At 69.2% G+C, this 22,988-nt stretch carries 23 protein-coding genes and 1 tRNA gene; 13 read left to right on the top strand and 11 right to left on the bottom strand.

Annotated features, from left to right (window positions below):
• Positions 1-68 precede the first annotated feature (68 nt).
• Positions 69-371 carry a 30S ribosomal protein S6 gene (gene rpsF, locus VGS97_RS16145; RefSeq protein ID WP_326854348.1) on the bottom strand — a complete coding sequence of 101 codons (303 nt, stop codon included), beginning with the start codon at positions 369-371 and terminating at the stop codon, positions 69-71.
• A 249-nt stretch (positions 372-620) separates the two neighbouring features.
• On the opposite strand from rpsF, the gene VGS97_RS16140 reads away from it, so the two are divergent.
• Genes VGS97_RS16140 through VGS97_RS16125 form a run of 4 tightly spaced genes read left to right on the top strand, consistent with a single transcriptional unit; the run spans position 621 to position 4,126 of the window.
• On the top strand, positions 621-941 hold the full coding sequence (locus tag VGS97_RS16140) for a hypothetical protein (RefSeq protein WP_326854347.1): 321 nt from the start codon (positions 621-623) through the stop codon (positions 939-941).
• Positions 942-1,000: 59 nt separating this feature from the next.
• Positions 1,001-1,816, top strand: a complete 816-nt coding sequence (locus VGS97_RS16135) for a deoxyribonuclease IV (protein ID WP_326854346.1) — start codon at positions 1,001-1,003, stop codon at positions 1,814-1,816.
• A gap of 14 nt (positions 1,817-1,830) precedes the next feature.
• Positions 1,831-3,093, top strand: coding sequence for a lipid II:glycine glycyltransferase FemX (locus VGS97_RS16130; protein WP_326854345.1), 1,263 nt, complete (start codon positions 1,831-1,833; stop codon positions 3,091-3,093).
• A 1-nt stretch (position 3,094) separates the two neighbouring features.
• Positions 3,095-4,126, top strand: a complete 1,032-nt coding sequence (locus VGS97_RS16125) for an alanine racemase (RefSeq protein WP_326854344.1) — start codon at positions 3,095-3,097, stop codon at positions 4,124-4,126.
• Positions 4,127-4,378: 252 nt separating this feature from the next.
• Here VGS97_RS16125 and VGS97_RS16120 read toward each other — a convergent pair whose 3' ends face one another.
• Positions 4,379-5,920 carry a glycosyltransferase family 87 protein gene (locus tag VGS97_RS16120; protein ID WP_326854343.1) on the bottom strand — a complete coding sequence of 514 codons (1,542 nt, stop codon included), beginning with the start codon at positions 5,918-5,920 and terminating at the stop codon, positions 4,379-4,381.
• A gap of 53 nt (positions 5,921-5,973) precedes the next feature.
• The gene (locus tag VGS97_RS16115; RefSeq protein WP_326854342.1) at positions 5,974-9,006 is read right to left on the bottom strand and encodes a transglycosylase domain-containing protein; all 3,033 of its coding nucleotides are present in this window, start codon (positions 9,004-9,006) and stop codon (positions 5,974-5,976) included.
• A gap of 386 nt (positions 9,007-9,392) precedes the next feature.
• On the opposite strand from VGS97_RS16115, the gene VGS97_RS16110 reads away from it, so the two are divergent.
• From VGS97_RS16110 to VGS97_RS16095, 4 genes are all read left to right on the top strand, one after another.
• Positions 9,393-10,031, top strand: a complete 639-nt coding sequence (locus tag VGS97_RS16110) for a PadR family transcriptional regulator (RefSeq protein WP_326854341.1) — start codon at positions 9,393-9,395, stop codon at positions 10,029-10,031.
• Positions 10,032-10,128: 97 nt separating this feature from the next.
• Positions 10,129-11,208: an inositol-3-phosphate synthase gene (locus VGS97_RS16105; protein WP_326854340.1), complete on the top strand. Its 1,080-nt coding sequence runs from the start codon at positions 10,129-10,131 to the stop codon at positions 11,206-11,208.
• A 105-nt stretch (positions 11,209-11,313) separates the two neighbouring features.
• The gene (locus VGS97_RS16100) at positions 11,314-11,610 is read left to right on the top strand and encodes a hypothetical protein (RefSeq protein WP_326854339.1); all 297 of its coding nucleotides are present in this window, start codon (positions 11,314-11,316) and stop codon (positions 11,608-11,610) included.
• Positions 11,607-12,185, top strand: a complete 579-nt coding sequence (locus tag VGS97_RS16095) for a DUF1697 domain-containing protein (RefSeq protein ID WP_326854338.1) — start codon at positions 11,607-11,609, stop codon at positions 12,183-12,185. The genes VGS97_RS16100 and VGS97_RS16095 overlap by 4 nt, the downstream gene beginning before the upstream one ends.
• Positions 12,186-12,196: 11 nt before the next feature.
• Here the strand turns inward: VGS97_RS16095 and VGS97_RS16090 are convergent.
• Both VGS97_RS16090 and VGS97_RS16085 read right to left on the bottom strand, forming a co-directional pair.
• Positions 12,197-12,281 (bottom strand) — tRNA-Ser (locus VGS97_RS16090).
• Positions 12,282-12,357: 76 nt separating this feature from the next.
• Positions 12,358-12,726 carry a YbjQ family protein gene (locus tag VGS97_RS16085; RefSeq protein ID WP_326854337.1) on the bottom strand — a complete coding sequence of 123 codons (369 nt, stop codon included), beginning with the start codon at positions 12,724-12,726 and terminating at the stop codon, positions 12,358-12,360.
• A gap of 128 nt (positions 12,727-12,854) precedes the next feature.
• Here VGS97_RS16085 and VGS97_RS16080 point away from each other — a divergent pair, with 128 nt between their 5' ends.
• Both VGS97_RS16080 and VGS97_RS16075 read left to right on the top strand, forming a co-directional pair.
• On the top strand, positions 12,855-13,658 hold the full coding sequence (locus tag VGS97_RS16080) for a glycerophosphodiester phosphodiesterase (protein ID WP_414641729.1): 804 nt from the start codon (positions 12,855-12,857) through the stop codon (positions 13,656-13,658).
• A 394-nt stretch (positions 13,659-14,052) separates the two neighbouring features.
• Positions 14,053-14,691: an ATP-binding protein gene (locus VGS97_RS16075; protein ID WP_326854335.1), complete on the top strand. Its 639-nt coding sequence runs from the start codon at positions 14,053-14,055 to the stop codon at positions 14,689-14,691.
• A gap of 262 nt (positions 14,692-14,953) precedes the next feature.
• On the opposite strand, the gene VGS97_RS16070 is transcribed toward VGS97_RS16075, so the two are convergent.
• Positions 14,954-15,634, bottom strand: coding sequence for a TetR/AcrR family transcriptional regulator (locus tag VGS97_RS16070; protein ID WP_326854334.1), 681 nt, complete (start codon positions 15,632-15,634; stop codon positions 14,954-14,956).
• A gap of 120 nt (positions 15,635-15,754) precedes the next feature.
• Positions 15,755-16,393 carry a hypothetical protein gene (locus tag VGS97_RS16065; RefSeq protein ID WP_326854333.1) on the bottom strand — a complete coding sequence of 213 codons (639 nt, stop codon included), beginning with the start codon at positions 16,391-16,393 and terminating at the stop codon, positions 15,755-15,757.
• A 195-nt stretch (positions 16,394-16,588) separates the two neighbouring features.
• Between VGS97_RS16065 and VGS97_RS16060 the strand changes: the two genes are divergently transcribed.
• Positions 16,589-17,344: a glycosyltransferase gene (locus VGS97_RS16060; protein WP_326854332.1), complete on the top strand. Its 756-nt coding sequence runs from the start codon at positions 16,589-16,591 to the stop codon at positions 17,342-17,344.
• A 226-nt stretch (positions 17,345-17,570) separates the two neighbouring features.
• Here the strand turns inward: VGS97_RS16060 and VGS97_RS16055 are convergent, their stop codons facing one another.
• Complete coding sequence (locus VGS97_RS16055) at positions 17,571-17,909, bottom strand: rhodanese-like domain-containing protein (RefSeq protein ID WP_326854331.1); 339 nt, start codon at positions 17,907-17,909, stop codon at positions 17,571-17,573.
• A gap of 422 nt (positions 17,910-18,331) precedes the next feature.
• Between VGS97_RS16055 and serS the strand changes: the two genes are divergently transcribed.
• Both serS and VGS97_RS16045 read left to right on the top strand, forming a co-directional pair.
• Positions 18,332-19,609, top strand: coding sequence for a serine--tRNA ligase (gene serS / locus VGS97_RS16050; RefSeq protein WP_326854330.1), 1,278 nt, complete (start codon positions 18,332-18,334; stop codon positions 19,607-19,609).
• Positions 19,610-19,738: 129 nt separating this feature from the next.
• Entirely contained in the window at positions 19,739-20,740 is a 1,002-nt protein-coding gene (locus VGS97_RS16045) for a phosphotransferase (RefSeq protein ID WP_326854329.1), read from the top strand.
• Positions 20,741-20,745: 5 nt separating this feature from the next.
• Here VGS97_RS16045 and VGS97_RS16040 read toward each other — a convergent pair whose 3' ends face one another.
• Genes VGS97_RS16040 through VGS97_RS16030 form a run of 3 tightly spaced genes read right to left on the bottom strand, consistent with a single transcriptional unit; the run spans position 20,746 to position 22,954 of the window.
• A complete protein-coding gene (locus VGS97_RS16040; protein ID WP_326854328.1) occupies positions 20,746-21,312 on the bottom strand; it encodes a dihydrofolate reductase family protein in 567 nt (188 codons plus the stop codon).
• A 24-nt stretch (positions 21,313-21,336) separates the two neighbouring features.
• A complete protein-coding gene (locus VGS97_RS16035; RefSeq protein WP_414641731.1) occupies positions 21,337-21,924 on the bottom strand; it encodes a bacterial proteasome activator family protein in 588 nt (195 codons plus the stop codon).
• Positions 21,925-21,976: 52 nt separating this feature from the next.
• Entirely contained in the window at positions 21,977-22,954 is a 978-nt protein-coding gene (locus VGS97_RS16030) for an NAD(P)H-quinone oxidoreductase (RefSeq protein ID WP_326854326.1), read from the bottom strand.
• Positions 22,955-22,988 lie beyond the last annotated feature (34 nt).

Here is a 22,988-nt window from a genome sequence, read left to right as displayed (position 1 = left end):
GTCTTGTGGGGCGCAGCGCCCCGACGATGACGGCAAGTGCCCGGCGCAGCTCGGTGACTGAGGAACACTCACCGCTGGTCGGGTCGGATGACCTTGGTGCGCAGCACGCCCTCGTTGAGGTTGAGCTGGCGGTCGAACTCCTTCACCACGGAGGGCTCGGCGTTCAGGTTGATGACGGCGTAGATGCCCTCGGCAACCTTCTTGCCGCCCTTCTTGATCTCGTAGGCGAGCCTGCGACGGCCCCAGATGTCGGTCTTCTCGACCGTGCCGCCGTTGGTGCGGATCACGTTCAGGAAGCTCTCCACCGACGGAGCGATCTGACGCTCTTCGAGGTCCGGGTCGAGGATGACCATGACTTCGTAATGACGCATACGGAAACCCACCTCCTATGGACTCAAAACGGCCGCGGGCTCTCCGCGACAGGAGGGTTATGCGTCGGGCTGTGCTCAGGTGCGTGCACAGACCGGGTTCGGGCAAGTCTAGCGGCACCCTCATGGACCCTTGAAATCGACGGGAAACGCCCCGATGGTGACAGTGGGAGGGGCGGCGCCCGCACCGTGCGCGCGGGGGCGTGCCCGACCCGTTCGGCCGAAGACGCCCGCGGCAGGAAGGATCCATCGATGTCCCGCACGGTCCCTCCGGGCAGTGCCTCCCAAGGAGTCCACCGGCACCACTTCATCCTCAACACCGACGGCGGGAGCCACCCGCTGGAGAACACCGGCAGCATGCTGACCGCGGTCCTCGGCCTGGTCGCCGCGGTGTGCGCCTTCTTCCCCCCGCTGCACCTGCTCGGCTCGTGGACCGGGCTGTTCGGCCTGGGCACCGGGCTGTGGGCGCAGATGATCTCGGCGACGACGGCCGAGCGGTTCGTGAACATCACCGGAGTCGTCCTTTCCGGGATCGGTCTGCTTTTCGGGCTCGCTCACGGTGGACTCTACTGACCGCCACTGACAGCGACTGACTGCGGCGGGTGTCGGCGAGCGGGCGTACGGTTGGCCTCATGACCAAGACCCAGGGCTCGCGCGTCGGCTGCACCGTCGACCCCGCCGATCCGATCGGCGCCGCGGCCGAACGCGGCGCCGAGGCGATCCAGATCCTGCTCGGCGATCCGCAGAGCTGGAACAAGCCGGTCACGCTGTACCCGGACGGTGCCGAGGCGCTCAAACAGGCCGTGAAAGACGCTGAGTTGACCCTGTACGTGCACGCGGCGTACGTGATCAACGTGGCGTCGGCGAACAACCGGCTGCGGATCCCGAGCCGCAAGCTGTTGCAGCAGACCTTGGACGCGGCGGCGGAACTGGGCGCGGCGGGGGTCGTGGTGCACGGCGGGCACACGACCAAGAACGACGATCCCGAGCTCGGCTTCGACAACTGGCGCAAGGCCGTGGCGGGGCTGGAGTTCTCCTGCCCGATGTTCATCGAGAACACCGCGGGCGGCGATCACGCGGTGGCCCGCAGGCTGGAGTCGATCGCCCGGCTGTGGGACGCGCTCGACGGATACGACGTCGGGTTCTGCCTCGACACCTGCCACGCGTTCGCCGGGGGCGAGCCGGTGGAGACGGTGGTGGAGAAGGTCCTCGCGATCACCGGGCGGATCGACCTGATGCACGCCAACGACTCGCAGGGCGGCCTGGACTCGGGCCGGGACCGGCACGCCAACTTCGGCGAGGGGGCCATCGCCCCGGCGGACCTGGCCGCGGCGGTGCTTGCGGCGGCGGCGGTGGGCGCCGACTTCGTCTGTGAGACCCCCGGCGCTGCTACCGCTCAAGCGGCTGACATCTCCTGGATTCGCGAGCGGCTGGCCAAGGCGGAGTAGTACCCTCGCTCGGCGTGGCACTACTTTACGCGAGCAGATCATCACGCAAGGCGACTGCGGGGCTGGTGGTGCGGCAGCTCGGCCGCGCGGCTCACCTCGAATTCGTGGATAGGGCGGTTGGCGTCGTCGGTGTCGGTGTCGGTGTCGGTGGCGTTGCTGGTGGCGGCAGTGCTGTTCGCAGTGCTGTCGACAGTGGTGCTGTCGGCGGGATCGGCGTGTCGTTCTTGCAGTGTCCGTCGTGGGGTGCCGTGAAGAGCGGGTGGGATGCGGAGTCGCTGGGCTGGTACCAGGGCGCGCGGCTGGTGGGGGCGGGCCTCGTGCTCTACCGGTGGCTGCCGCGAGTACGCCGCTGCCTGGCGTATCTGCCCGAGGGACCGATGATCGACTGGTTCGGCGAGCGCACCGGGACCGAGGTGGCGGAATGGCTCGGACCACTCGTCGAGGGACTGCGGCGGCGCGGGGCGTTCGCGGTCAAGCTGGGGCCGAAGGTGGTCAGCCGGATCTGGTCTGTGGCGACGCTCAAGCAGGCGATGGCCGGCGGAGGGCAGTGGCGGCTCGGTGACGTGCCCGCGGATTACGTCGATGCGCGAGCTGACGAACTATCACGACGGCTGCGCGCACTCGGATGGCGGCGTGCGAGGCCCGGTGGCGACGGTTTCACCGACTTCCAGCCGCGTTACCTCTTCCGGCTTCCGCTTGCCGGGCGCAGTGAGGAGCAGATCAGCGCGGGATTCAGTCAGCAGTGGCGACGAAACATCCGGCTGTCGCAGCGCGCCGACGTACACGTGGCGTGTGTAGGGCGCAGCTGGCTGCCCGAGTTTCACCGGCTGTACGTCGAGACTGCGGCGCGGGGCTGGTTCACACCGCGACCGCTGGAGTACTTCCAGCGCATGTTCGACGCCTTCGACGAGGAGGATCCGCAGCGGATCCGGCTGTACATCGCGCGGCGCGGTAACGAAGCGCTGGCTGCGGCGACCATGGTGCGCGTCGGGTCGTACGCCTGGTACAGCTACGGCGCGTCAGCGAACCAGGGGCGTGAATACCGGCCGTCGAACGCGTTGCAGTGGCGCATGATCCAGGACTGTGTTGCCGACGGCATGAACGTATACGACCTACGTGGTATCGGCGACTCGCTCGACCCGGCGCATCACCTGTACGGTCTGCTGCGTTTCAAGGCCGGACTCGGTGGCGAGGCGGTCGAGTACCTCGGCGAGTGGGACTACCCGATCAACCCGGTGTTGTATCGCGCGTTTCAGTTCTACCTGGCCCGGCGTTGACATGCCGCTCACCCTGTACGTCGACCGCAGTGCCTGGCGACATCATCAGCTGCGCGTGACACGGAGCGAGCCCGACCTGGTGCCCGTGGCCAAAGGCAACGGTTACGGCTTCACCGTGCCGGTGCTCGCGCGCGCGGCCGCCACACTTGGCGTGGATCAGCTGGCCGTGGGCACGGAGGACGAGGCCGCGTCGGTGATCGACTATTTCTCCGGCGACGTGATCGTGCTCGATCCGTACCTCGACGGCCTTGATCCGGCGCTTCCGGACGACCGCGTGGTGCGTACCGCCGCGTCCGTGGACGCGGTGCGGAAGCTGGCCGGCCACCGGATGGTCGTCGACTGCCGCAGCTCGCTGCGCCGTCAGGGCATCGCGCCAGACGAATTGCCGCTCGCGGCAGAGGCACTGGGTGGCCAGCGGGTCGACGGTTTCTCGCTGCACCTGCCGCTCGCCCGGCCCGCCGCGGCCGATCCCGTCGCCGAGACCCGATCCTGGGTGGAGGCGCTCACGGACGCGGGGTTCCGCGTCGAGACCATATATGTCAGCCATCTGGACCACGCCGAGGTCACCGATCTGGAGCTGGCTTTTCCGCGAACGCGGTTCCGGCCACGCATCGGCACGCAGCTGTGGCTCGGCGATCCGACCGCCGTCGAAGCCCGCGCGACCGTGTTGGACACGTTCCCGGTGCAACGCGGCGACCGGATCGGTTACCGGCAGACGCGATCGCGTCAAGACGGCTGGGTCGTGGTGGTCAGCGGCGGCACGGTGCAGGGCGTCGGGCTCGAAGCGCCGCGCACCCTGCGAGGGCTCGCGCCGCGTGCGAAGGAACTGCTGCGCTCGGGCCTCGCGGCCGTGAACCGGACTCGGTCACCGTTCCGCTGGCAGGGACGCAAGCAGTGGTTCGCCGAGCCGCCGCACATGCTGGTTTCGATGCTGTACCTGCCGCGTCAGGTCGACCCGCCGGAGCCGGGCGCCGAGCTGCCGGCCGAACTGCGGCACACCTCGACACACTTCGATCAGGTCGTCATGCGCTGACCTCGGCGCCGGCGTCTCACGCTGGCAGTTCGCCGCAGAAATCGGCCCCACGCGGTTGATCAAACACAGTCCGCCTGGCTGCGTTGCCGCAGCGCCCTCAAACAGCAGCGCACTCGTGCAAAGTGCCCTTATGCCACAGCGCCCTCATATGCCACAGTGCCCTCAAACAATCGAGTTTGAGGGCACTGTGGCGCCTTGCAGCCGGGCGCGGATGGCCGATTTCCTACGCGGCGAACATCCGGCGCGGGACCGCTAGGCGGTCGCTTCGGTGGGTTGCGAGGCTTCCGGCTCCGGTTCCAGTTGCAGGTCCTCTTCCGGCGCCACCGCGTTCGGTGATACGTCTTCGAGTACGTCGCGGAAGCCGTACACGTCCGGCGCGCCGTCCAGTACGCCGCCGCCCGGGTCGTCGTGGCCGCCGGCCCGGATCGGGTCGCGCCGGGTGTCGAAGATGTCTCGGATCACCTGCACCACGAAGAAGAGCGTGCCGCCGATGTGGATCGCGATGGCCGTGTCGTAGCCGCCCTGCGGCAGGCCGCGCTCCGGCGTGTTGAGGGTGACCAGGTAGAGCCAGATCGCGCCGTAGTACAGCACTTCGCAGGCCTGCCAGATCAGGAAGTCGCGCCAGCGCGGCCGGGCCAGCACCGCGAGCGGGATGAGCCAGAGCACGTACTGCGGCGAGTAGACCTTGTTGAACAGGATGAACGCCGCCGCGACCAGGAACGCGACCTGGGCCACCCGCGGCCGGTTGCGGGCCAGCCAGGCGATCAGGCCGACGCCGACGCAGGAGAGCGCCAGCAGCACCGCGAAGTAGGTGTTGATCTGACTGTAGGTGAAGTTCATGTGCAGCGGGCTGTACTCGAGGAACAGCCACAGCGAGCCCCAGTCGGCGCCGCGCTTGTCGTTGAACGTGTAGAAGTAGACCCAGGAGTGCCAGTTCTCGACCGCGAACGGCAGGTTCACCACCAGCCAGGCGCCCACCGCGCCGAACAGGCACTGCGCCCATTCCTTCATCTTCCCGGCCCGCCAGCAGACCAGCACCAGGGACACCAGCAGCAGCGCCGGGTACAGCTTGGCCGCGGTGCCGAGGCCGATGAAGGCCCCGGCCAGCATCGGCCTGCGGCGGGCCCAGGCGAACAGCGCCACCGCCGCCAGGCCCACCGCGATCAGGTCCCAGTTGATCGTGCCGTTGAGCATCAGGCCCGGGGCCACCGCGAACATCGCGGCGTCCCACGGACGCGGCCCCGAGATCCCGATCAACGCCACCACCGTGATCGCGGCGAAGGCGAGCAGGAACCAGGTGGTGAACACGTAGAACCAGCGGCCCTGGTTGTTCGCGTCGCCGGGCACGTGCCTGGCCAGCAGCGCCGCGGTCTCCATCGCGGCCCCGGTGATGACCGGGTACTCCAGGTAATCGTTCGGGTTGGTCGAGAAGTACGCGACCTCACCCTGCGAGAAGCCGCGGCCCTGGTACATGAACGGGATGTCCGTGTAGCACATGTGCGTGTACTGCTGATTCCCGCCGCCGGTCCACGACGAGTTGAAGCACGGCTCGCGCATGCCGATGCCGATCGCGGTGGACAACAGCGTCAGCACGATCAGCAGGAACGCCATGCCCGCCCGGGTGCGCGGCAGCCGCGCCCGCTTGCCGTGCACGCCGCCGAAGCCGTCGGCGCCGACGTTCATCACCGGGTCGTCGAGACTCGGCGCGGTGATGCCGAGCAGGGCCGGGCGCGCGGCGTGCTGCGGCTCGCGCGACTCGGAGGCGTCGTCCAGTTCGGCAGTGCTGACCGTCATGCGCGTTACCATAGCGGCTCCGCTAAGGCTCTTCGAAGCGCTCTGCTTTCTTCTTAGTGCTTCCTGATGGCCGTTGGAGACCCGGATACACCGCTCGCGCTCGGCGTCGGCGTGCCGCCGCCTCCACCGCCGCCGCCCTGGCAGCCGCCGAACAGGAACTGCGGCGTGCAGGTCGACGAGGGGGTCGGGCTGGAACTTTCAGTCGGCGTCGCCGTCCCGGACGGGCCGCCGGGGCCGCCGTGGCCCTTGCCCGACGACTTCGTGGGGGACGCGGAGGCCGACGGGCTGGCCGACGGGCTGTTCTGTATCTGCATCGTCGAGGTGTTCGGGGCCGGGAAGGCCGGGTCCCCGGTGAACTTGGAGTTCGTCCCCTGCATCAGCTTCATGAACTCGGACCAGATCGGCAGCGAGACCGAGGCGCCGAAGGAGAAGCCCGAGCCGTTGATGTTGTCCACCGGGGCCTGGATCATCGTGCCCTTCTCGTTGATCCAGCGGGACACCGCGACCGCGGCTTCCAGCTTCGGCGTGTAGCCGTTGAACCACACGGCCGCCGTGGTGAAGTACCCGTTCTGCGTCTTGTCGTAGATGTCCGGGTACTTCTGCTGGAGCGTGTTCATGTCCATGGTCGAGGTGCCGGTCTTGCCCGCGATGTTCTGTAGCCCGGTCTGGTCGGACGCGCCGTACGCCGTGCCGTCCTTGTCCTGCGTGACGTGCGTCAGCGTCTGGGTGACGGTCTCGGCGACGTTCGGGTCGAGCGCCTGCGTCGGCCTGGCGTTCGGCTTCCAGTCCGTGCTGCCGTCGCTGTTCTTGATCTCCTTGACCTCGATCAGCGGGTACTGCGCGCCGTTGTCGGCGAACGCGCTGTACGCCGACGCCATCCGGGCGGGGCTCACCGCCGAGATGCCGAGGGTGAGTCGGGCGTTGTCCGCCAGGCCCTGGGCGTTCTTGGAGTTGATACCCAGGTCGTTGATCGTCTGCATCACGTCCTTGTACGTGACCTGGTTGGACAGGCGCACGAACGCGGTGTTCACCGACGCGGCGGTGGCCGTGTTGATGGTGATCATCCCGTGCGAGCCGTCGTCGTTCTTCACCGGCGGGTCACCAGCGGCCTGCTGCTGTTCGGTCGTGTCGCCGGGCTTCGGCCACGGCGAGTCGCCGCTGATGTAGCTGTCCGGCGAGATGTTCTGCTTGAACGCGGTCGCCAGTGTGAATGCCTTGAATGTCGAGCCGGGCTGCACCTGCCCCTGGGTGGCCCAGTTGTACTGCGTGGTCCCACCGTAGAAGGCGACCAGTTCGCCGGTCGTCGGATCCACCGCGGCCAGCGCCGGATACAGGTTCTGGTCGTACCAGTCCTTGTTGTTCAGCTTGGAGAGCAGCTGGTCCTGGACCGCCTGCTTGGCCAACGCCATGTACTTCTGGTTGAAGGTGGTGACGATGGTGTAGCCGCCGGAGCCGGATTCTATGTCGCTCAGCGACGGGATGTTGCTGTTCGGGTTGGCGGCCGCGTAGGAATCTATCCAGTTCTTGACCGCCTGCTGCATCTGCTGCTGCTCGGCCGTCTCGGTGGTGCTCGCCTGCGTGACCACGGCCGGGAACTTCGCCGCGGCGGCCGTGTAGTCGGCCTGGCTGATCAGCCCGTACGACTGCATGTTTTGCAGTACCGCGCCCCAGCGCGTCTTGAGCTGGCCCTGCCAGTACTGCTGCGTCGCCGGATCCTCGGTCGAGTCCCAGCCCTTGCTGAAGTTGGTCGGCTCGTTGACCAGCGAGGCCAGGAACGCCGCGTCGGACGGGCTGGTGATCTGGCTGATGTCCTTGCCGAGCCAGGCCTTCGACGCGGCCTCGACCCCGTACGAGTTGCGGCCGAAGAAGACCGTGTTCAGGTACTCCTGCATCACCCGGTCCTTGGTCCAGGTGTGGCCGATCTTGAGCGCTATGAAGATCTCGTCCATCTTCCGGCTGAACGTCTGGTTCTGCGTCAGGTAGGCGTTCTTGACGAACTGCTGGGTCAGCGTCGAGCCCCCTTGCAGCGGCTTGCCCTCCACGTCGTTGATGAACGAGCGGATCATGCCGGTGTAGGAGATGCCCGGATTCGTGCGGAAGGTCTTGTCCTCCGCCGCGATGATCGCGTTCTGCATCACCGGCGGGATCTGGCTTATGTTCACCGTCTGGCGGTTCTTCGAGCCCATGGTGGCGAAGGTGGTGCTGCCGTCGTCGTAGGTGAAGTTGGTCACCTGCGCGGTGGAGGCCAGCGACTCGGCGGTGGGGATCTGCACCGTGGCGTACTCGTACGCGACCAGGCCGATCAGCAGGAAGAAGCCGGCCAGCATGAAGGAGCTGACCTGCTTGATCGACGGCACGAACTGCCGCCAGCCGGCCATGCCGGTGCGCGGGTAGTCGAAGTACCGGTGGTAGCCGGTCTTCTTGACCGGCCGGCCGGCCGCGCGCTCGGCTGCGCGCCGCCCGGCCCCGTTCCTGGTGCCCCGGCCGTCGATGGCGCTCGGACCGTACCGGTCGGAGCGCCCCTGTCCTGGCGCGTACTCGGGTGTGCCTTCGGCGCCGGACCTGGCGGCCCGGCGTTCTTCGATGCGGGAGCGACGGCCCGGTCCGCCGGGGGCGTCTTCACCCGCGCGGGTCGGCTGGTCGGGGAAGGACGGCATCTGCCGGGTTCCGCCTGGAACGCCTGCGCCGCCGTAGACGATTTCACCGGGGATCGGGCCCTGCTGCCCGCGGGCGCGGTGACTGCTGCCGCGGTGCCCGCCGGCCTGAGGGTCGACAGAGGGCTGACCGTAGCCGCGCGAGTCCCCGCTTCCGCCTCCGGCTCCACCGTAGCCACGGTCCGAGCCGCTGTCCTGGCCGTAGCCGCGTGAGCCGCCCGAGGCGCCGTATCCACGGTCGCCCTGCCCGGGATCGCCGTAGCCGCGCGGTGCGGATCCGCCATACCCGCGGTCGGCCCCGCCCTGATCCGCGCCGCTGGCAGGGTTCTCGCCCTCGCCTGGCTGGGAGCCGTAGCCGCGTCTGCCGCCCCCGTAGGACCGTGAGCCGTCTCCAGACGCGTCGCCGCGTCCGTACTCGTGATCTCCGCCCATAAGCCGCGTCAGCTCCCTGTGCCTCTTTCGTGGCCCTCCCCGGAAGACGAACTCCCTTCCGAGGACGGTTCCCCGCGCCGAGACGACGCGATTGGCAAGCAGGGTACGCCGACTGCCCAAGTCGGCTGAAGTCGGGTGATCGATTTACGGGATCTTGCCCGTCAATGTCCGCAAGGACGGGTAACGAGCGCTCTCGTACACCTGCTGTGCGGCGGACTTGTCAGCCACGCCGCTCACATCTATCGTGTCGATGTATCGAACCGATACATCGTTTCGAGTGGTCTTCGCCGTGTGGACACGTACCGTACAACCTGCGGTCCGACGGTGGAAGACCAATGGTCATCCGATCCCGGCGCCGGGATCGGACCGAGCGACGAGGAGGCCCGGTGGCGAAGCGCTCCGGAGTGCTGGAGTTCGCCGTCCTCGGCCTGCTTCACGAGTCTCCGATGCACGGATATGAGCTGCGCAAGCGTCTCAACGTGCTGCTCGGCTCGTTGCGCATGTTCTCCTACGGCTCGCTCTATCCGTGTCTCAAGGAGCTGGTCGCGCGGGGCTGGCTGGTCGAGGACGCGCAGGCCGCGCCCGCGGCGCCGCGCCGGACCCCCGCCCGCGCCTCCGCCAGGAGCACCGCGGCGCACACCGGGCCGGGCGGCCCGGCGCGCCGGTCGAAGATCGTCTACCGGCTGACCCCGGAGGGCGAGGAGCAGTTCAGCCGACTGTTGTCCGACGCCGGCCCTTCGGCCTGGGAGGACGAGAACTTCGGCGTGCACTTCGCCTTCTTCGGCCGCACCGACGCGGCGGTCAGGCTGCGGATCCTGGAGGGGCGCCGCTCGCGCCTCGAAGAGCGGCTCGACCTGTTCCGCCAGTCGCTGATCCGCACCCGGGAGCGGCTGGACCGCTACACCCTGGAGGCGCAGCGGCACGGCCTCGAATCGGTGGAGCGTGAAGTGCGCTGGCTCAATGAGCTGATCAAGACCGAGCACGACCAGCAACTGGGTCCGCAGGTGGGCCCGCCGGCCCTCTGAGGCCCACGGGCGGATCGCGGGCGAGCAGGTCCCGAGATTTCGAGGGCGCGACCAAACCCGCCCACCGAATATCCACTACCAGAAGGAGCAAGACCGCATGGGTTCGGTTCGCGTAGCCATCGTGGGCGTGGGCAACTGCGCCTCATCCCTCGTGCAGGGCGTCGAGTACTACAAGGACGCCGACCCGTCCTCAAGAGTGCCGGGCCTGATGCACGTGCAGTTCGGTGATTACCACGTCCACGACATCGAGTTCGTGGCCGCGTTCGACGTGGACGCCAAGAAGGTCGGCCAGGACCTGGCGCACGCCATCAACGCCTCCGAGAACAACACGATCAAGATCGCCGACGTCCCGCCGACCGGCGTGATCGTGCAGCGCGGCCACACCCTCGACGGGCTGGGCAAGTACTACCTGGAGACCATCGAGCAGTCGCCCGAGGAGCCGGTGGACGTCGTCCAGGCGCTCAAGGACGTGCGCGCCGACGTGCTGGTGTGCTACCTGCCGGTGGGTTCCGAGCAGGCCGCCAAGTTCTACGCGCAGGCCGCGATCGACGCGAAGGTGGCGTTCGTCAACGCCCTGCCGGTCTTCATCGCGGGCACCAAGGAGTGGGCGGACAAGTTCACCGAGGCCGGCGTGCCGATCGTCGGCGACGACATCAAGTCGCAGGTCGGCGCGACCATCACGCACCGGGTGCTGGCCAAGCTGTTCGAGGACCGCGGCGTCGTGCTCGACCGGACCATGCAGCTGAACGTCGGCGGCAACATGGACTTCATGAACATGCTTGAGCGCGAGCGGCTGGAGTCCAAGAAGATCTCCAAGACCCAGGCGGTCACCTCGCAGCTCTCGCACGACATCGGCAAGACCAACGTGCACATCGGCCCGTCCGACTACGTCTCCTGGCTCGACGACCGCAAGTGGGCGTACGTGCGCCTCGAAGGCCGTGCCTTCGGCGACGTGCCGCTGAACCTGGAGTACAAGCTGGAGGTCTGGGACTCGCCGAACTCGGCGGGCGTCATCATCGACGCGGTGCGGTGCGCGAAGATCGCGCTGGACCGGGGGATCGGCGGCCCGATCCTGTCGGCCTCGTCGTACTTCATGAAGTCGCCGCCGGTCCAGTACTTCGACGACGAGGCGCGTGACGCGGTCGAGAAGTTCATCCGGGCCGAAGTCGACCGCTGACGGCGCGCAGCGCCCGAGCAATCCGCAGTGCCCCGGCGTCGGAGAGGCTGCCGGGGCACTGGCCTGACCGGGGCCGTAACACGGCCGGACCGGTAGGCTCGCCCCATGTCGCGCAAGGTGGTGTGGGCAATCGTCGCCGGGGCGCTCGTCATCGCGGGCTACCTCTACTGGGTGAACCAGGGCAAGAGCCACTACGCGTCCGTCGGTGACTGCGTCGCGATTCCGAAGGCGGGCCAACTGGTCCACGTGTCGTGCGACGGCAGGGGCGCGTTGCGTGTACTGGCCAAGTTCGCCGGCGACGACTCGAACCAGTGCGACGCGGTGAGCGGCACCACACACGCCTTCGTCGAGTACCCGAAGGGCACCGCCGCCTTCGTGTTGTGTACGGAAGCGGCGAAGTGACGACCCGTTACGCCGCGCTGCTCGCGGCGGTCAACGTGGGGAAGCGCCAGGTCCCGATGGCGGACCTGCGTCAACTGCTCGCCGACCTGGGCTACGGCGACGCCCGCACCTATCTTGCGAGTGGAAACGCCGTCTTCGACGCGGGTGACAGTCGCGATGGCGGCGGCGCCGAAGACGACGAGCCCGCGATCGCGGCGCGGATTTCGGCGGCGCTCAAGGACCGCTTCGGATTCGAAGTGCCGTGCGTGGTACGCACGAGCGAGTACCTGAGCGCCGTGATCGAGGCGTGCCCGTTCCCGGCGGACGACGTGGCCGGCAAGCATCTGCACGCGACGTTTTACGCGGAGCCCGTCGACACGGACCGTTATGCGGACATCGATCGGGAGGCGCTCCTGCCCGAGGAGTTCCGCTTCGGCGACCGCGTGATGTACCTCTATCTTCCCGGCGGGATGGGCCGCTCAGCTCTGGCCGCGGCGCTGTCGAAGCCTGCGACGCGCACGAAGGGCGTCGTCGCGACCGGCCGGAACTGGAACACGGTCAAGGCACTCGCGCAGCTGACCGCCGGCTCTGCTTGATCCGGCTCCTGCGGAGGGCGTGGGATTCGAACCCACGATGACTCTCGTCATGCCGCTTTTCAAGAGCGGTGCCCTAGGCCACTAGGCGAGCCCTCCGGGCCGCGAGTCGCCCCGCGGTCCGGCGGTCAGTGTCTCACATACGGGCTCGCCGACGTGCGGATTACCCACGTACTCACGCTTGCGGCTGGTCCAGCGGGGAGATGTGCACCGCGGTGCCGTAGGCGCAGATCTCCGTCCAGACGTCGCCCATCTCCGAGGTGTCGAAGCGCATCGCGATGACGGCGTTGGCGCCGCGGGACTGCGCCTCGCCGATCATCCGGCCCATCACCTCGTTGCGGCTCTCGACCAGGACCTTGGTCATGCCGCGCAGCTCTCCGCCGAACATCGACTTGAGGCCGGCGCCCATCTGGCTGAACACGTTGCGGGAGCGGACGGTCAGGCCGAACACCTCCCCGAGTACCTGGTCGATGCGGTACCCGGGGACGTCGTTGCTCGTGACGACGAGGAATTGCGGCCCGGTCCATCCTGATGCTTCGCTCATCTGTCCACTCCGCTGTCATGTGAATTGGGGCTGTGTGAATAGGCGCTGAACTCGGACTGTTTACCGATCCTTCCTACCGCTGTCCGGTGCGTACCACCAGCAGCGCCACATTTCGCTGACACGATGGGGTGGTGAAGTCCGCATTGCGGCGCCCTCAAGTGGTCGCGCATCGGGGTGCCTCCACCGAAGCGCCTGAGCACACCCTCGCCGCGTATCGCACTGCGCTGTCCGTAGGCGCCGACGCCCTGGAGTGCGACGTCAGGTTGACCGCCGACGAGCACCTGGTGTGCGTGCACGACCGGAAGGTGAACCGCGTGTCGGACGGGCGCGGGCTGGTTTCGACGCTTGAGCTCGCCCGGCTCGAAGAGCTCGACTTCGGCTCCTGGCACCACACGCACGACCCCGAGGAGCCCGACCTCGACCGGAACCGGGTGCTGACGCTGCGTCGGCTGCTGGAGCTGGCCGCGGCGCACCCACGGCGGGTCGAGCTGGCGATCGAGGTCAAGCACCCCACCCGGTACGCCGGGCTGGTCGAGCGCAGGCTGGTCGAGTTGCTCGACGAGTTCGGATGGGCGCACGCGCGCGGCGGCGCGCCATCACCGGTTCGGGTGATGAGCTTCTCGCGGCTGGCCGTCCGGCGCATCCACCGGCTGGCGCCGTCGCTGGACACCGTGTTCCTGATGGAGCCGTTCTCCTACCGGTTGCGCGACGGAGCGCTGCCGCGCGGCGTGTCGATCGCCGGACCTGCGATCTCGATCTTGCGCAACCGCCCCGAGTACGTTGAGCGGCTGCACAGGTCGGGGCAGCGGGTGCACGTGTGGACCGTGGACGAGCCGAGTGACGTGGAACTGTGCATCAGACTCGGCGTGGACGCCATCATCACCAACAGGCCGCGTGAAGTACGTGCCCAGGTCGATCTGGTTGACGTGTAATCGGCTCTTCGAAGAACTGTAAGCACACAGTGAGCGGGATACATGTGAACGCATGTGCGCCCCGTGTTCGCCCGAATACGCTCCGGCGCGCGCAACCTTCAGGCTTTCATTCATTCCGCCACAACGTGACTCAAATCTCGGTAAAGCCAAGGCTTTGCCGCAGTCGGCGCAGCCGCGACCGGAAAGTGGCGGTGGCCAGGACGATTCCGGGGCGCCCCGCTGCGACCTGGTGTTCGGCGGGGCGCATTGGGCGCGCGAGCGTCGCCAAAGCGCCGTTGCGATCCGGATTCGGGCCGTTTCCCCCGCTGCGGCCATGGGCATCGATCTCATGGTGCCGTCCGGAATCCGGTGCGGACCACACCGAGAGCAGTGAGAGGGGTCGGTGGGGGTGATCATGCCTGTGGCGCGGGTTTCGCCTACCTCGTACACCGGCTATCTGCCGCACTCCTCGGTGAGCGTGAGGCAGGCCAGAGCGCAGTTGGCCGCCGCACTCTACGAGCGGGACGTGCTCAGTTCCCTCGTCGACGACGCCGTGCTCATACTCTCCGAGTTCGTCACCAACGCGCTGCGCCACGCGCGGGCGCTCAATTCGGGGATGATCCGCGTTTCCTGGGAGCTGAGCGGCGAGGGGCTGCTGCGGATCGAGGTGACGGACGGCGGCGGGACTACCCGGCCGTCCACGAAACCGTACTCGATGTCCGTCTCCGCGCACGCGGGCCGCGGCCTGGAGATCGTGGACCGGCTCGCCGACCGCTGGGGCTCCCAGCGGGAGGAGGGCGGCGACGAGTACACGGTGTGGGCCGAACTGGCCGTACGCGCCCGGCACGCCGGGCGCAGGATGCGGCCCGATCGCGGGGGATCGGGGGGGCCGACGACGGCCACGGTCACCGCACTGCCTTCCGCTCCAGCGAATCCCGCCGAGCCGTCGGCCCCCGAACCACCCGAACAGCCCACCGCGAGCGCGCCACAGCGCCCGGCCGAGCAGCCGGCCGCGGCAGTGATCCATCTGCTCCCCACGTATCCCCAGCGCTGAGCTCCCGCCGGGTGGCTGCTGCCTGCGCGCGGCCGCCAGAGCATTGAAGAACCCTGCAATACCTGGCCCATCCACCGGTCAAGACCTGGCAAAACACCGGGACAAATCCGCTCCGTGGTCTTGCGAACGCGCGCCGCGTCCGGGGTAGAGTCGTCACCGGCTCGACCGTCGGCGCATCCCCCGTCGCCGCCGGTCGGGCCACTGCGGTCCGGTCACTGTCGTGAAAACCGCTCCCGGCGACGTCGTTTCTCAAGGGGCCGCGCTACGCGGCCTGCTCGCCGTCCGGCCGGCCCTCCCTCTCCGACCGCACCGGGTTGGGTGCCAGGTAGGCGTCGAGCATCTCGCCGAGTTCGGCCAGCAACCGGAAGACCGGAACCGGTCCGTTGGCCGCGGCGGAGACGACGAACGCCTGAGCCGTCAGGACGATCGCATGTGCCTGCACGGCGATCGAGCCCTGCCGGATCGAGCCGTCCCGGTAGCCGGCGTCCAGCCGGTGCGCCAGCAGGGTGACCGCGATCTGTTGGGTGCTGCCGAACCGGTTGACCAGGTACGGCATGAGGATCTCCGGCTCGGCCTCCAGCACCTGGTGCATCAGCGGGTCGGCGTGGAAGGCACGGACCACCGCGAGCACCGTGTCGACCAGCCGCCTGCGGGCCGGGCGCAGGTCCGGCGGCGCGTACGGTGGCGGGTCGGCGGTGTGCTCGCGCAGGATCCGCGCGAACTCGTGCCCCAACACCTCGCTGATCAGCGAGCCGATGTCGGAGTAGCGCCGGTAGAGCGTCATCCGGCTGACGCCTGCGCGGCGGGCCACGTCGTTGAGCGTGGTGTCGTGCACCCCGGCGGCGAGAACGCAGGCCCGCGCCGCGTCGAGGATCTGCCGCTCGCTCAGACGCAGGGCGCGGGTACGGCCGCCATTGGCCGTCGGCACCGAGCTAGTACTCATCTCTGCCAGCCTACGCAAAGAGCTACCCGACAGTAACCACCATTGCGGAACTGTTCGGTGCCAGTGACCGGCGCTCGTCGTGGTGCCGGTCTTGCGGAACCGGACGCGAGTTAACTGGAGTTACTGCCCGTTCTGCGGGGTGACCTGCTGGTCGACCTGCTGCGCAGCGGGCGCTACCAGTCCCGACTCGACGTGTACGACCCCCGCGGAGAGCGGGGCTCCCACGGTGGCCAGCTCGGCGATCGCGTTGAACGCGCCCGTGCCGCCGCTGATCGCCGTCGGGCTGGTCGCGCACAGACCGTTCGCGTCCGCGGCGGTGATGGTGCACTGCACCTGGATCACGGTGCCGTCCGCCCGGGTGAGGTTCAACGCGACGAGCTGGTCCTTGCTCGTGCCGTTCGCCACGTAGACGCGTGCCGCGGCCGCTGTGTCCTCCTGCACGACGCACGCCTGGACCCGCACGGTGCCGTCGCTCATCGTCGCGGTCCGGGCCGTGCCGCAGAACTCCGGGTTCAGCGCCTGGACCCCGGCGCCCGGCGAGGGCGAAGCTGTCGCAGAGGGCTGACCCGAGGCCTGGGCGCCGGCGAGCCGCCCGGCCGCGGCCTGGGCATCATGGCTCTGCGACGGAGTCGCCTGGGCCGCCGCGATCGGGAGCACGACGACCCCGACCACCGCGCCGGCCAGTGCGAGCGTCCTTACGTGGTGGGGGCGAAGTGACGCGGAGTCGGAATTACGGGCGAGTCCGGCGTTCTCCGGCATGGAGCAGGGCCCCCTTCGAGCGGGGAAGAATTCGAATGATCAGTGGCCTGATCGAATGTCGAACACCGGATCGGTGCCGGTCGAATGCTAGCCCCCCGACGACCTGCGCCGGTAGTCGATTCACTCTTCCGGACTTGGCCTTTGCACGATCGTGACGGTCCTTTGCCACGGGTCCGGACCATAGGATTGCCATCCATGGAGACCAGCGATCTCGCCGTGATCGTCCCCGCGTTCGACGAGGAGGAGCGGATCGCCGCGACGGTCGAGGGCGCGGCGAAAGTGGCCGGGGTCGATCTGGTGCTCGTCGTGGACGACGGCTCCGCGGACGGCACCGCGCGCCGGGCCCGCGAGGCCGGCGCCATCGTGGTCCGGCACGGCCGCAACCGCGGCAAGGCGGCCGCGATGGAGACCGGCGCGGCCGCGCTCGCCGCGATCGAGGCGCGCGAGGGCCGGGCCGAGCCGCGGCTGCTGCTGTTCCTCGACGGGGACCTGGGGGCCACCGCGGCCAACGCGGCTCCGCTGGCCGAACCGGTCCGCTCCGGCGCGGTCGGCATGAGCATCGCGACGCTGCCGCCGCAGCCGGGCGGCGGGCACGGTTTCGTGGTGCGGCTGGCTCGTGGCGGGATCCGGGCGGCGGTGGGCTTCGAGGCGCGCCAGCCGCTGTCCGGCCAGCGATGCCTGAGCCGGGCGGCCTTCGAGGCGGCGCTGCCGCTGGCCCGCGGGTTCGGCGCGGAGACCGGGCTGACCATCGACGTGCTGCGGGCCGGCTACCGGATCGCCGAGGTCGAGGCCGAATTCCGGCACCGGGTCACCGGCACCGACCCGGGTGCTCAGCTGCACCGGGCTCGGCAGTACCGGGACGTGGCCCTGGCGCTCGCGGTGCGCCGCGTTCCGGCGCCGTTGCGCCCGGCGCCCCGGCGGCGCCGGCGGGGACCGCTCGCAGAAGGCTGATCGCAGGCTTCTGCGCGACGCTCCGGGCCCCGCCGCCGGGCTGCGCCAGATGCTCCGCTAAACGCTGTTCTGTGCCTCCTACGGCCGTCTGGTGGCCGTTGGGCGTATTCCTCAAGCGTTGCCCTTGGCTCAGGCCGCCGTGCTTGGGGCTGCTTAGGGCTTATGGCGCTGTGGACGTCAGATCGCTGTGGACGTCAGATCGCCGTGGACTCAGACCACCGTGAGCTCAGACCACCGTGGGCTGGCTGCCGTCCTCGCTGACCATCGGCAGCCCGGCGGCCTCCCAGGCGAGCATGCCGCCGGCCACGTTCAGCGCGGTGCAGCCGAGCTGGTTCAGGTAGCTCGTGGCCTGTTCCGAGCGGGCGCCGGCCCGGCAGATCACGTACACGTCCCGGTCGGCCGGAACCTCCTCGGTGCGCGCCGTCAGCTCGCTGAGCGCCAGATGGACGGCGTCGGGGGCGTGACCCGCCTGCCACTCGTCGTCCTCGCGCACATCCAGCAGGTACAGGTCGGCGGGCAGTGCCGCGAGGTCCACGGTGGGCGTGGCGGATTGGGATCCGAACATCTCTTCAGTTCGCTCCTTCGTGAGGGGCGCGAACGCCCTGAAGATCGGGTCAATGCAAGGTTAAGCGAAGCACGGGGCGCACCGCCGCGTTCACCGAGGGTTCCGCGGACTCTTGACACCCGATCTGGTCTAGTCCATTTTTGGCTTGCCGGGTTGTGCAAGCGCCGGTCGGACGCGGTGTCCGGGGAGTCCTCCCATGACTCGCGGTCGAGCGACGCTGCCCCGCCACGGCCGAAACCATATCGCGAGGCGAGAAAACACGGGGGCGGACTTCGGTCCCCAAAACGCCGGGGAGGCAGGCGCCGCTGCCTCCCCGGTCCCCCGACCGGCGCGGAAGAAGCCGACTCCACAGCGCTGATCCCATGTGTCCTGGCACCGATCTCATTACCGATCAGTGAGGCCTTCAAGGTAGCTTGTGCGGCGTGATCGACCTTCGCGAGCTTCGTGACGACCCGGAACGTTTCCGTGCCTCCCAGCGCGCCCGCGGCGAGGACTCGGACCTGGTGGACTGGGTGCTGGCCGCCGACGAACGGCGCCGGTCGTCCTCCCTCGGATTCGACACGCTGCGCGCCGAGCAGAAGAGTCTCGGCAAGCAGATTCCCAAGGCCTCCGGCGAGGAGAAGGCCGCGCTGCTCGAACGGGCCAACGAACTGGCCGCCGCGGTCAAGGCCGCCGACGCCGAGCAGAACGAGGCCGCCGAGGAAGCCCGCCGGCTCGCGCTGGCGCTCTCGAACGTCGTCGAGGAGGGCGTGCCCGAGGGCGGCGAAGAGGACTACGCGGTCCTGGAGACCGTCGGCACGCCCCGGGACTTCGCCGCCGAGGGCTTCGAGCCGCGCGATCACGTGGAACTCGGCCGGATCCTCGGCGCGATCGACCTGGAGCGCGGAGTCAAGGTCGGCGGGGCCAGGCAGTACTACCTGACCGGGGTCGGCGCGCTGCTGGAGTTCGCCCTGCTCAATCTGGCGATGGAGCAGGCGCTGCGGCACGGCTTCACCCCGGTGGTCACCCCCTCGCTGGTCAAGCCGTCGGCGATGCAGGGCACCGGTTTTCTTGCCCAAGCGGCCGAGAACGTCTACCACCTCGCCGAGGACGACCTCTACCTGGTCGGCACCTCGGAAGTGCCGCTCGCCGCGTACCACATGGACGAGATCCTGGACGCGTCCGCGCTGCCGCTGCGCTACGCCGGGTACTCCTCGTGCTACCGCCGCGAGGCCGGGTCCTACGGCAAGGACACCCGCGGGATCATCCGCGTGCACCAGTTCGAGAAGGTCGAGATGTTCTCCTTCTGTGCCCCCGAGGACGCGCAGGCGGAGCACCGGCGGCTGCTCGGCTGGGAGAAGGAGTTCCTCGGCCGGCTGGAGCTGCCGTTCCGGGTGATCGACGTGGCCGCCGGCGACCTCGGCTCCTCGGCGGCGCGCAAGTTCGACTGCGAGGCGTGGATCCCCACCCAGGGCAAGTACCGCGAGGTGACCTCGACCTCGAACTGCACCGGCTTCCAGGCCAGGCGGCTGTCGGTGCGGCTGCGGGACGCGGACGGGGTGCGCCCGCTGGCCACGCTCAACGGGACGCTGTGCGCGATGACCCGGATGATCGTGGCGATCCTGGAGAACCATCAGCAGCCTGACGGCTCGGTCCGGGTGCCGGAGGCGCTTCGCCCTCACCTCGGCGGCCGAGAGGTTCTCAGTCCTCTGATCAAGTAGCCGGGCTTCGGGCAGCTAGCCGGGGCGTCGGCCCACGTCAAGCGCCCGGATGGGGCGGGGCGTGGCAAAAAGGGGCGCGTCATCGGCAAACGCGCTCCCCCGGAGCATGCGCGGGCGTACAGTACGCACATGCCACGCCACTCCCCGCTTGCGGCCATGCTGCGGCGGTACGGGATCGGCGACGTACTCGCGTTCCGGCCGCTCGACGAGGGCCTGCTCAACCGCTCATTCGCCGTACGGACCGGCTCGGGACCGCTGTTCCTCAAGCACTATCTGGATCAGGAACCGCATACCATCCTGGCGCAGCACGCCGCGACCGCCGCGCTGTCCGCCCGCGGCCTGCCGGTCATCGCCCCGCTGAGCGACCTGGCCGGGCGGACCCTCGCCCGCAGCGGAGAACGGCTGTTCGCGCTCTACCCCTGGGCGGACGGGGAGCATCTGCCGGGGCTGGCCCTGGAACTCACGCAGTGCCACGAACTCGGGGCGCTGCTCGGCCGGCTGCACCGCGCGCTGACCGAGGTCCTCGGCCCGGTCGAGCAGCCGCTGCTCCAGCCGGCCAACCGGGTGCAGGACGCTCGCGCCAAAGCCCTGCAACTGCTTGACCTGTTGCGCAGCAGGCCGGTGCGCGAGGGGATCGACGACCTGGCCGAGTTCAGGCTGGTCGAACGGCTCGGTCTGCTCAGCAGCCTGGCGCACCAGCGGCCCGGCGACGAGGCGCAGCTCACCGTCGGGCACGTGCACGGCGACTTCCACGGCTTGAACGTCTTTCACGGACCGAGTGGAGAGATCACCGCGGTGGTCGACTGGGACCGGCTCGGCGCAGCGCCCTACGGCGAGGAACTGGTGCGGTCCGCGCTGATCTTCTTCGTCGACCCGCACGACGGGCAACTCGACCTGTCCCGGGTGCGCGAGTACGTGCACGGCTACGTGTCCGCGGTGCCGTCGATGGCCCACGAACTGGCGGCTGCCGTGCACCGGCTGTGGTGGGAGCGGCTGACCGACTTCTGGATGCTCACCTGGCGGTATGAACGTCAGGACGAGCGCACCGACGTGCAGTTCCCGGCCGCGGCGGCGCTCGTGGTGTGGTGGACGCACCACTACGAGAAGGTCCTGGACGCCTTCTGCGGCTAGTCGGTTCAGGCCGCAGGCCGCTGATAGCGAAGCAGCGCCACGCCGTTGCCGAAGGGCCGGGTCTCGGTGAGTTGCAGGTCGGTCCTGGGAGTGCCCGGCGGGAACAGGGGCTTGCCGTTGCCGAGGACGACCGGGACCACGTAGAGCCGGTACTCGTCGATCAGGCCGTATCGCATGAAGACCGCGGTGAGGCCGGCGCCGCCCAGCGACAGATCGCCGCCGGGCCGCGCCTTGAGCTCTTCGATCTGTTCGGGCACGACGTCGCGCACGATCGTGGAGTTCCAGTCGGCCCGCTCCAGCGTCCTGGAGTACACGAGCTTTGGCATGTCGCGCCAGATGGCCGCGAACTCGATCATCGGGCGCGGGGCCAGCGGGTCCTGGTCGGCGGTCGGCCAGAACTTCGCCATCAGCTCGTACATGGGGCGCCCCATGAGGAACGCGCCCATCGCGCCGAGCTGCCGGTTGAAGTGGTCGTGCAGCTCCTCGTCGACCAGATGCCAGTCCAGCTCGCGATTCGGTCCCTCGATGTAGCCGTCGAGGGACACCACCATCTGTAAGACGATCTTCCGCATCGCGGGCCCCGGTCCGTCAGCCGGTCACAGGTACGGGCCGGCGCCGGTCGGGTTCGGCCGCTGCACCTGCTGGTCGGACATCCCGGGGGGCAGCGCCCGGCGCATCTGCTCCAGTTGCGCGCGCGCCGCCATCTGCTGGGCGAACAGCGCGGTCTGGATGCCGTGGAAGAGCCCTTCGAGCCAGCCGACCAGCTGGGCCTGGGCGATCCGCAGCTCGGCCTCGCTCGGCACGCCGTCCTCGGCGAACGGCAGGGAGAGCCGTTCGAGCTCGCTGATCAGCTCGGGCGCCAGGCCCTTCTCCAGCTCGGCGATCGAGGACTTGTGGATCTCCTTGAGCCGCACCCGGCTGGCCTCGTCCAGCGGCGCGGCCCGCACCTCTTCGAGCAGCTGCTTGATCATCGAGCCGATCCGCATGACCTTCGCGGGCTGCTCGACCATCTCGGCGACCGCGGCCGGGTCCTCGCCGTTCTGCCCCGGCACCTGCTCCATGACCTCGGCGCCGTCCTCGTCGACCACCGGGAGCCCGCCGGGGCCGACCACGACGTAGCGGCCGGACCGGTAGTCGGGCTGGTTCTGGATTTCCGAGTTCTGCGGGTTCATCGGCTGCTCCAGCGGACGAGTCGGTTCGGCTTCGGTTCGGTCATGCTGTGTTTGCCGCGCTCTGCTATGCAACGAGCAGTACCTTACCCACGTGCCCCGACGATTCGACGAGTCGGTGCGCGCCGGCGGCGTCGGCGAGCGGGAACCGCTGGTCGGCGACCACGGTCAGGGTGCCGTCGGCGGTCAGCGGCCAGACGTGTTCGCGCACGGCGGACACGATCGCCGACTTCTCGGCCACCGGGCGTCCGCGCAACGACGTCGAGATGATCGCGGCCCGCTTGGACATCAGTCTGCCCAGATCGAGCTCGCCCCGGGTCCCGCCCTGGAGCCCGACGACGACGAGCCGTCCGTTGACGGCCAGCGCTTCCACGTTCCGGCCGAGGTAGGCGGCGCCCATGACGTCGAGGATGACGTCGGCGCCGTGGCCGGCGGTGATCTCGGCCAGGCGGGTCACGAAGTCCTCGGCGCGGTAGTCGATCGCGGCGTCGGCGCCCAGTTCGCGGCAGCGGGCGACTTTCTGCGCGGACCCGGCCGTGGCCACCACGCGGGCCCCGAGCGCCTTGCCCAGCTGGATCGCGGTGGTGCCCACGCCTCCGGCGCCGCCGTGTACGAGCAGAGTCTCCCGGGGCTGGAGCGCGGCGGCCATGAAGACGTTCGACCAGACGGTGCACACCGTCTCGGGCAGCCCCGCCGCGTCGATCAGATCGATCCCTTTCGGCACCGGCAGCACCTGGCCCGCCGGGACGGCCACCAACTCGGCGTATCCGCCGCCGGCCAGCAGCGCGCACACCTCGTCGCCCACGTTCCAGCCGGTGACCCCCGCGCCGAGCGTCGCGATCCGTCCCGAGCACTCCAGGCCGGGGATCGGGCTGGCCCCGGGCGGCGGAGGGTAGAAGCCCGCGCGCTGGAGCAGGTCGGCCCGGTTGACCGCGCTGGCGGCGACGGCGATCAGCACCTCGCCGGCGGCCGGGACCGGATCGGGCGCGTCCGCCCAGACGAGGACCTCGGGTCCGCCCGGCTTGGTGATCTCGATCGCTTTCACGGTTCCACCCTAATGCTCCGCGCCGCACGATCAG

The sequence above is a fragment of the Actinocrinis sp. genome, from assembly GCF_035946395.1.
Lineage (GTDB): Bacteria > Actinomycetota > Actinomycetes > Streptomycetales > Catenulisporaceae > Actinocrinis.
Note: the sequence above shows the minus strand (reverse complement) of the source record. Positions and strands in the feature narration are given on the sequence as shown.

What these genes read in the sequence shown, in the direction of transcription:
- rpsF (WP_326854348.1), bottom strand. Translation starts at nt 371, where the DNA reads ATGCGTCATTACGAAGTCATGGTCATCCTCGACCCGGACCTCGAAGAG.
- VGS97_RS16140 (WP_326854347.1), top strand. Translation starts at nt 621, where the DNA reads ATGTCCCGCACGGTCCCTCCGGGCAGTGCCTCCCAAGGAGTCCACCGG.
- VGS97_RS16135 (WP_326854346.1), top strand. Translation starts at nt 1,001, where the DNA reads ATGACCAAGACCCAGGGCTCGCGCGTCGGCTGCACCGTCGACCCCGCC.
- VGS97_RS16125 (WP_326854344.1), top strand. Translation starts at nt 3,095, where the DNA reads ATGCCGCTCACCCTGTACGTCGACCGCAGTGCCTGGCGACATCATCAG.
- VGS97_RS16120 (WP_326854343.1), bottom strand. Translation starts at nt 5,920, where the DNA reads ATGACGGTCAGCACTGCCGAACTGGACGACGCCTCCGAGTCGCGCGAG.
- VGS97_RS16115 (WP_326854342.1), bottom strand. Translation starts at nt 9,006, where the DNA reads ATGGGCGGAGATCACGAGTACGGACGCGGCGACGCGTCTGGAGACGGC.
- VGS97_RS16105 (WP_326854340.1), top strand. Translation starts at nt 10,129, where the DNA reads ATGGGTTCGGTTCGCGTAGCCATCGTGGGCGTGGGCAACTGCGCCTCA.
- VGS97_RS16100 (WP_326854339.1), top strand. Translation starts at nt 11,314, where the DNA reads ATGTCGCGCAAGGTGGTGTGGGCAATCGTCGCCGGGGCGCTCGTCATC.
- VGS97_RS16085 (WP_326854337.1), bottom strand. Translation starts at nt 12,726, where the DNA reads ATGAGCGAAGCATCAGGATGGACCGGGCCGCAATTCCTCGTCGTCACG.
- VGS97_RS16075 (WP_326854335.1), top strand. Translation starts at nt 14,053, where the DNA reads ATGCCTGTGGCGCGGGTTTCGCCTACCTCGTACACCGGCTATCTGCCG.
- VGS97_RS16070 (WP_326854334.1), bottom strand. Translation starts at nt 15,634, where the DNA reads ATGAGTACTAGCTCGGTGCCGACGGCCAATGGCGGCCGTACCCGCGCC.
- VGS97_RS16065 (WP_326854333.1), bottom strand. Translation starts at nt 16,393, where the DNA reads ATGCCGGAGAACGCCGGACTCGCCCGTAATTCCGACTCCGCGTCACTT.
- VGS97_RS16060 (WP_326854332.1), top strand. Translation starts at nt 16,589, where the DNA reads ATGGAGACCAGCGATCTCGCCGTGATCGTCCCCGCGTTCGACGAGGAG.
- VGS97_RS16055 (WP_326854331.1), bottom strand. Translation starts at nt 17,909, where the DNA reads ATGTTCGGATCCCAATCCGCCACGCCCACCGTGGACCTCGCGGCACTG.
- VGS97_RS16045 (WP_326854329.1), top strand. Translation starts at nt 19,739, where the DNA reads ATGCCACGCCACTCCCCGCTTGCGGCCATGCTGCGGCGGTACGGGATC.
- VGS97_RS16040 (WP_326854328.1), bottom strand. Translation starts at nt 21,312, where the DNA reads ATGCGGAAGATCGTCTTACAGATGGTGGTGTCCCTCGACGGCTACATC.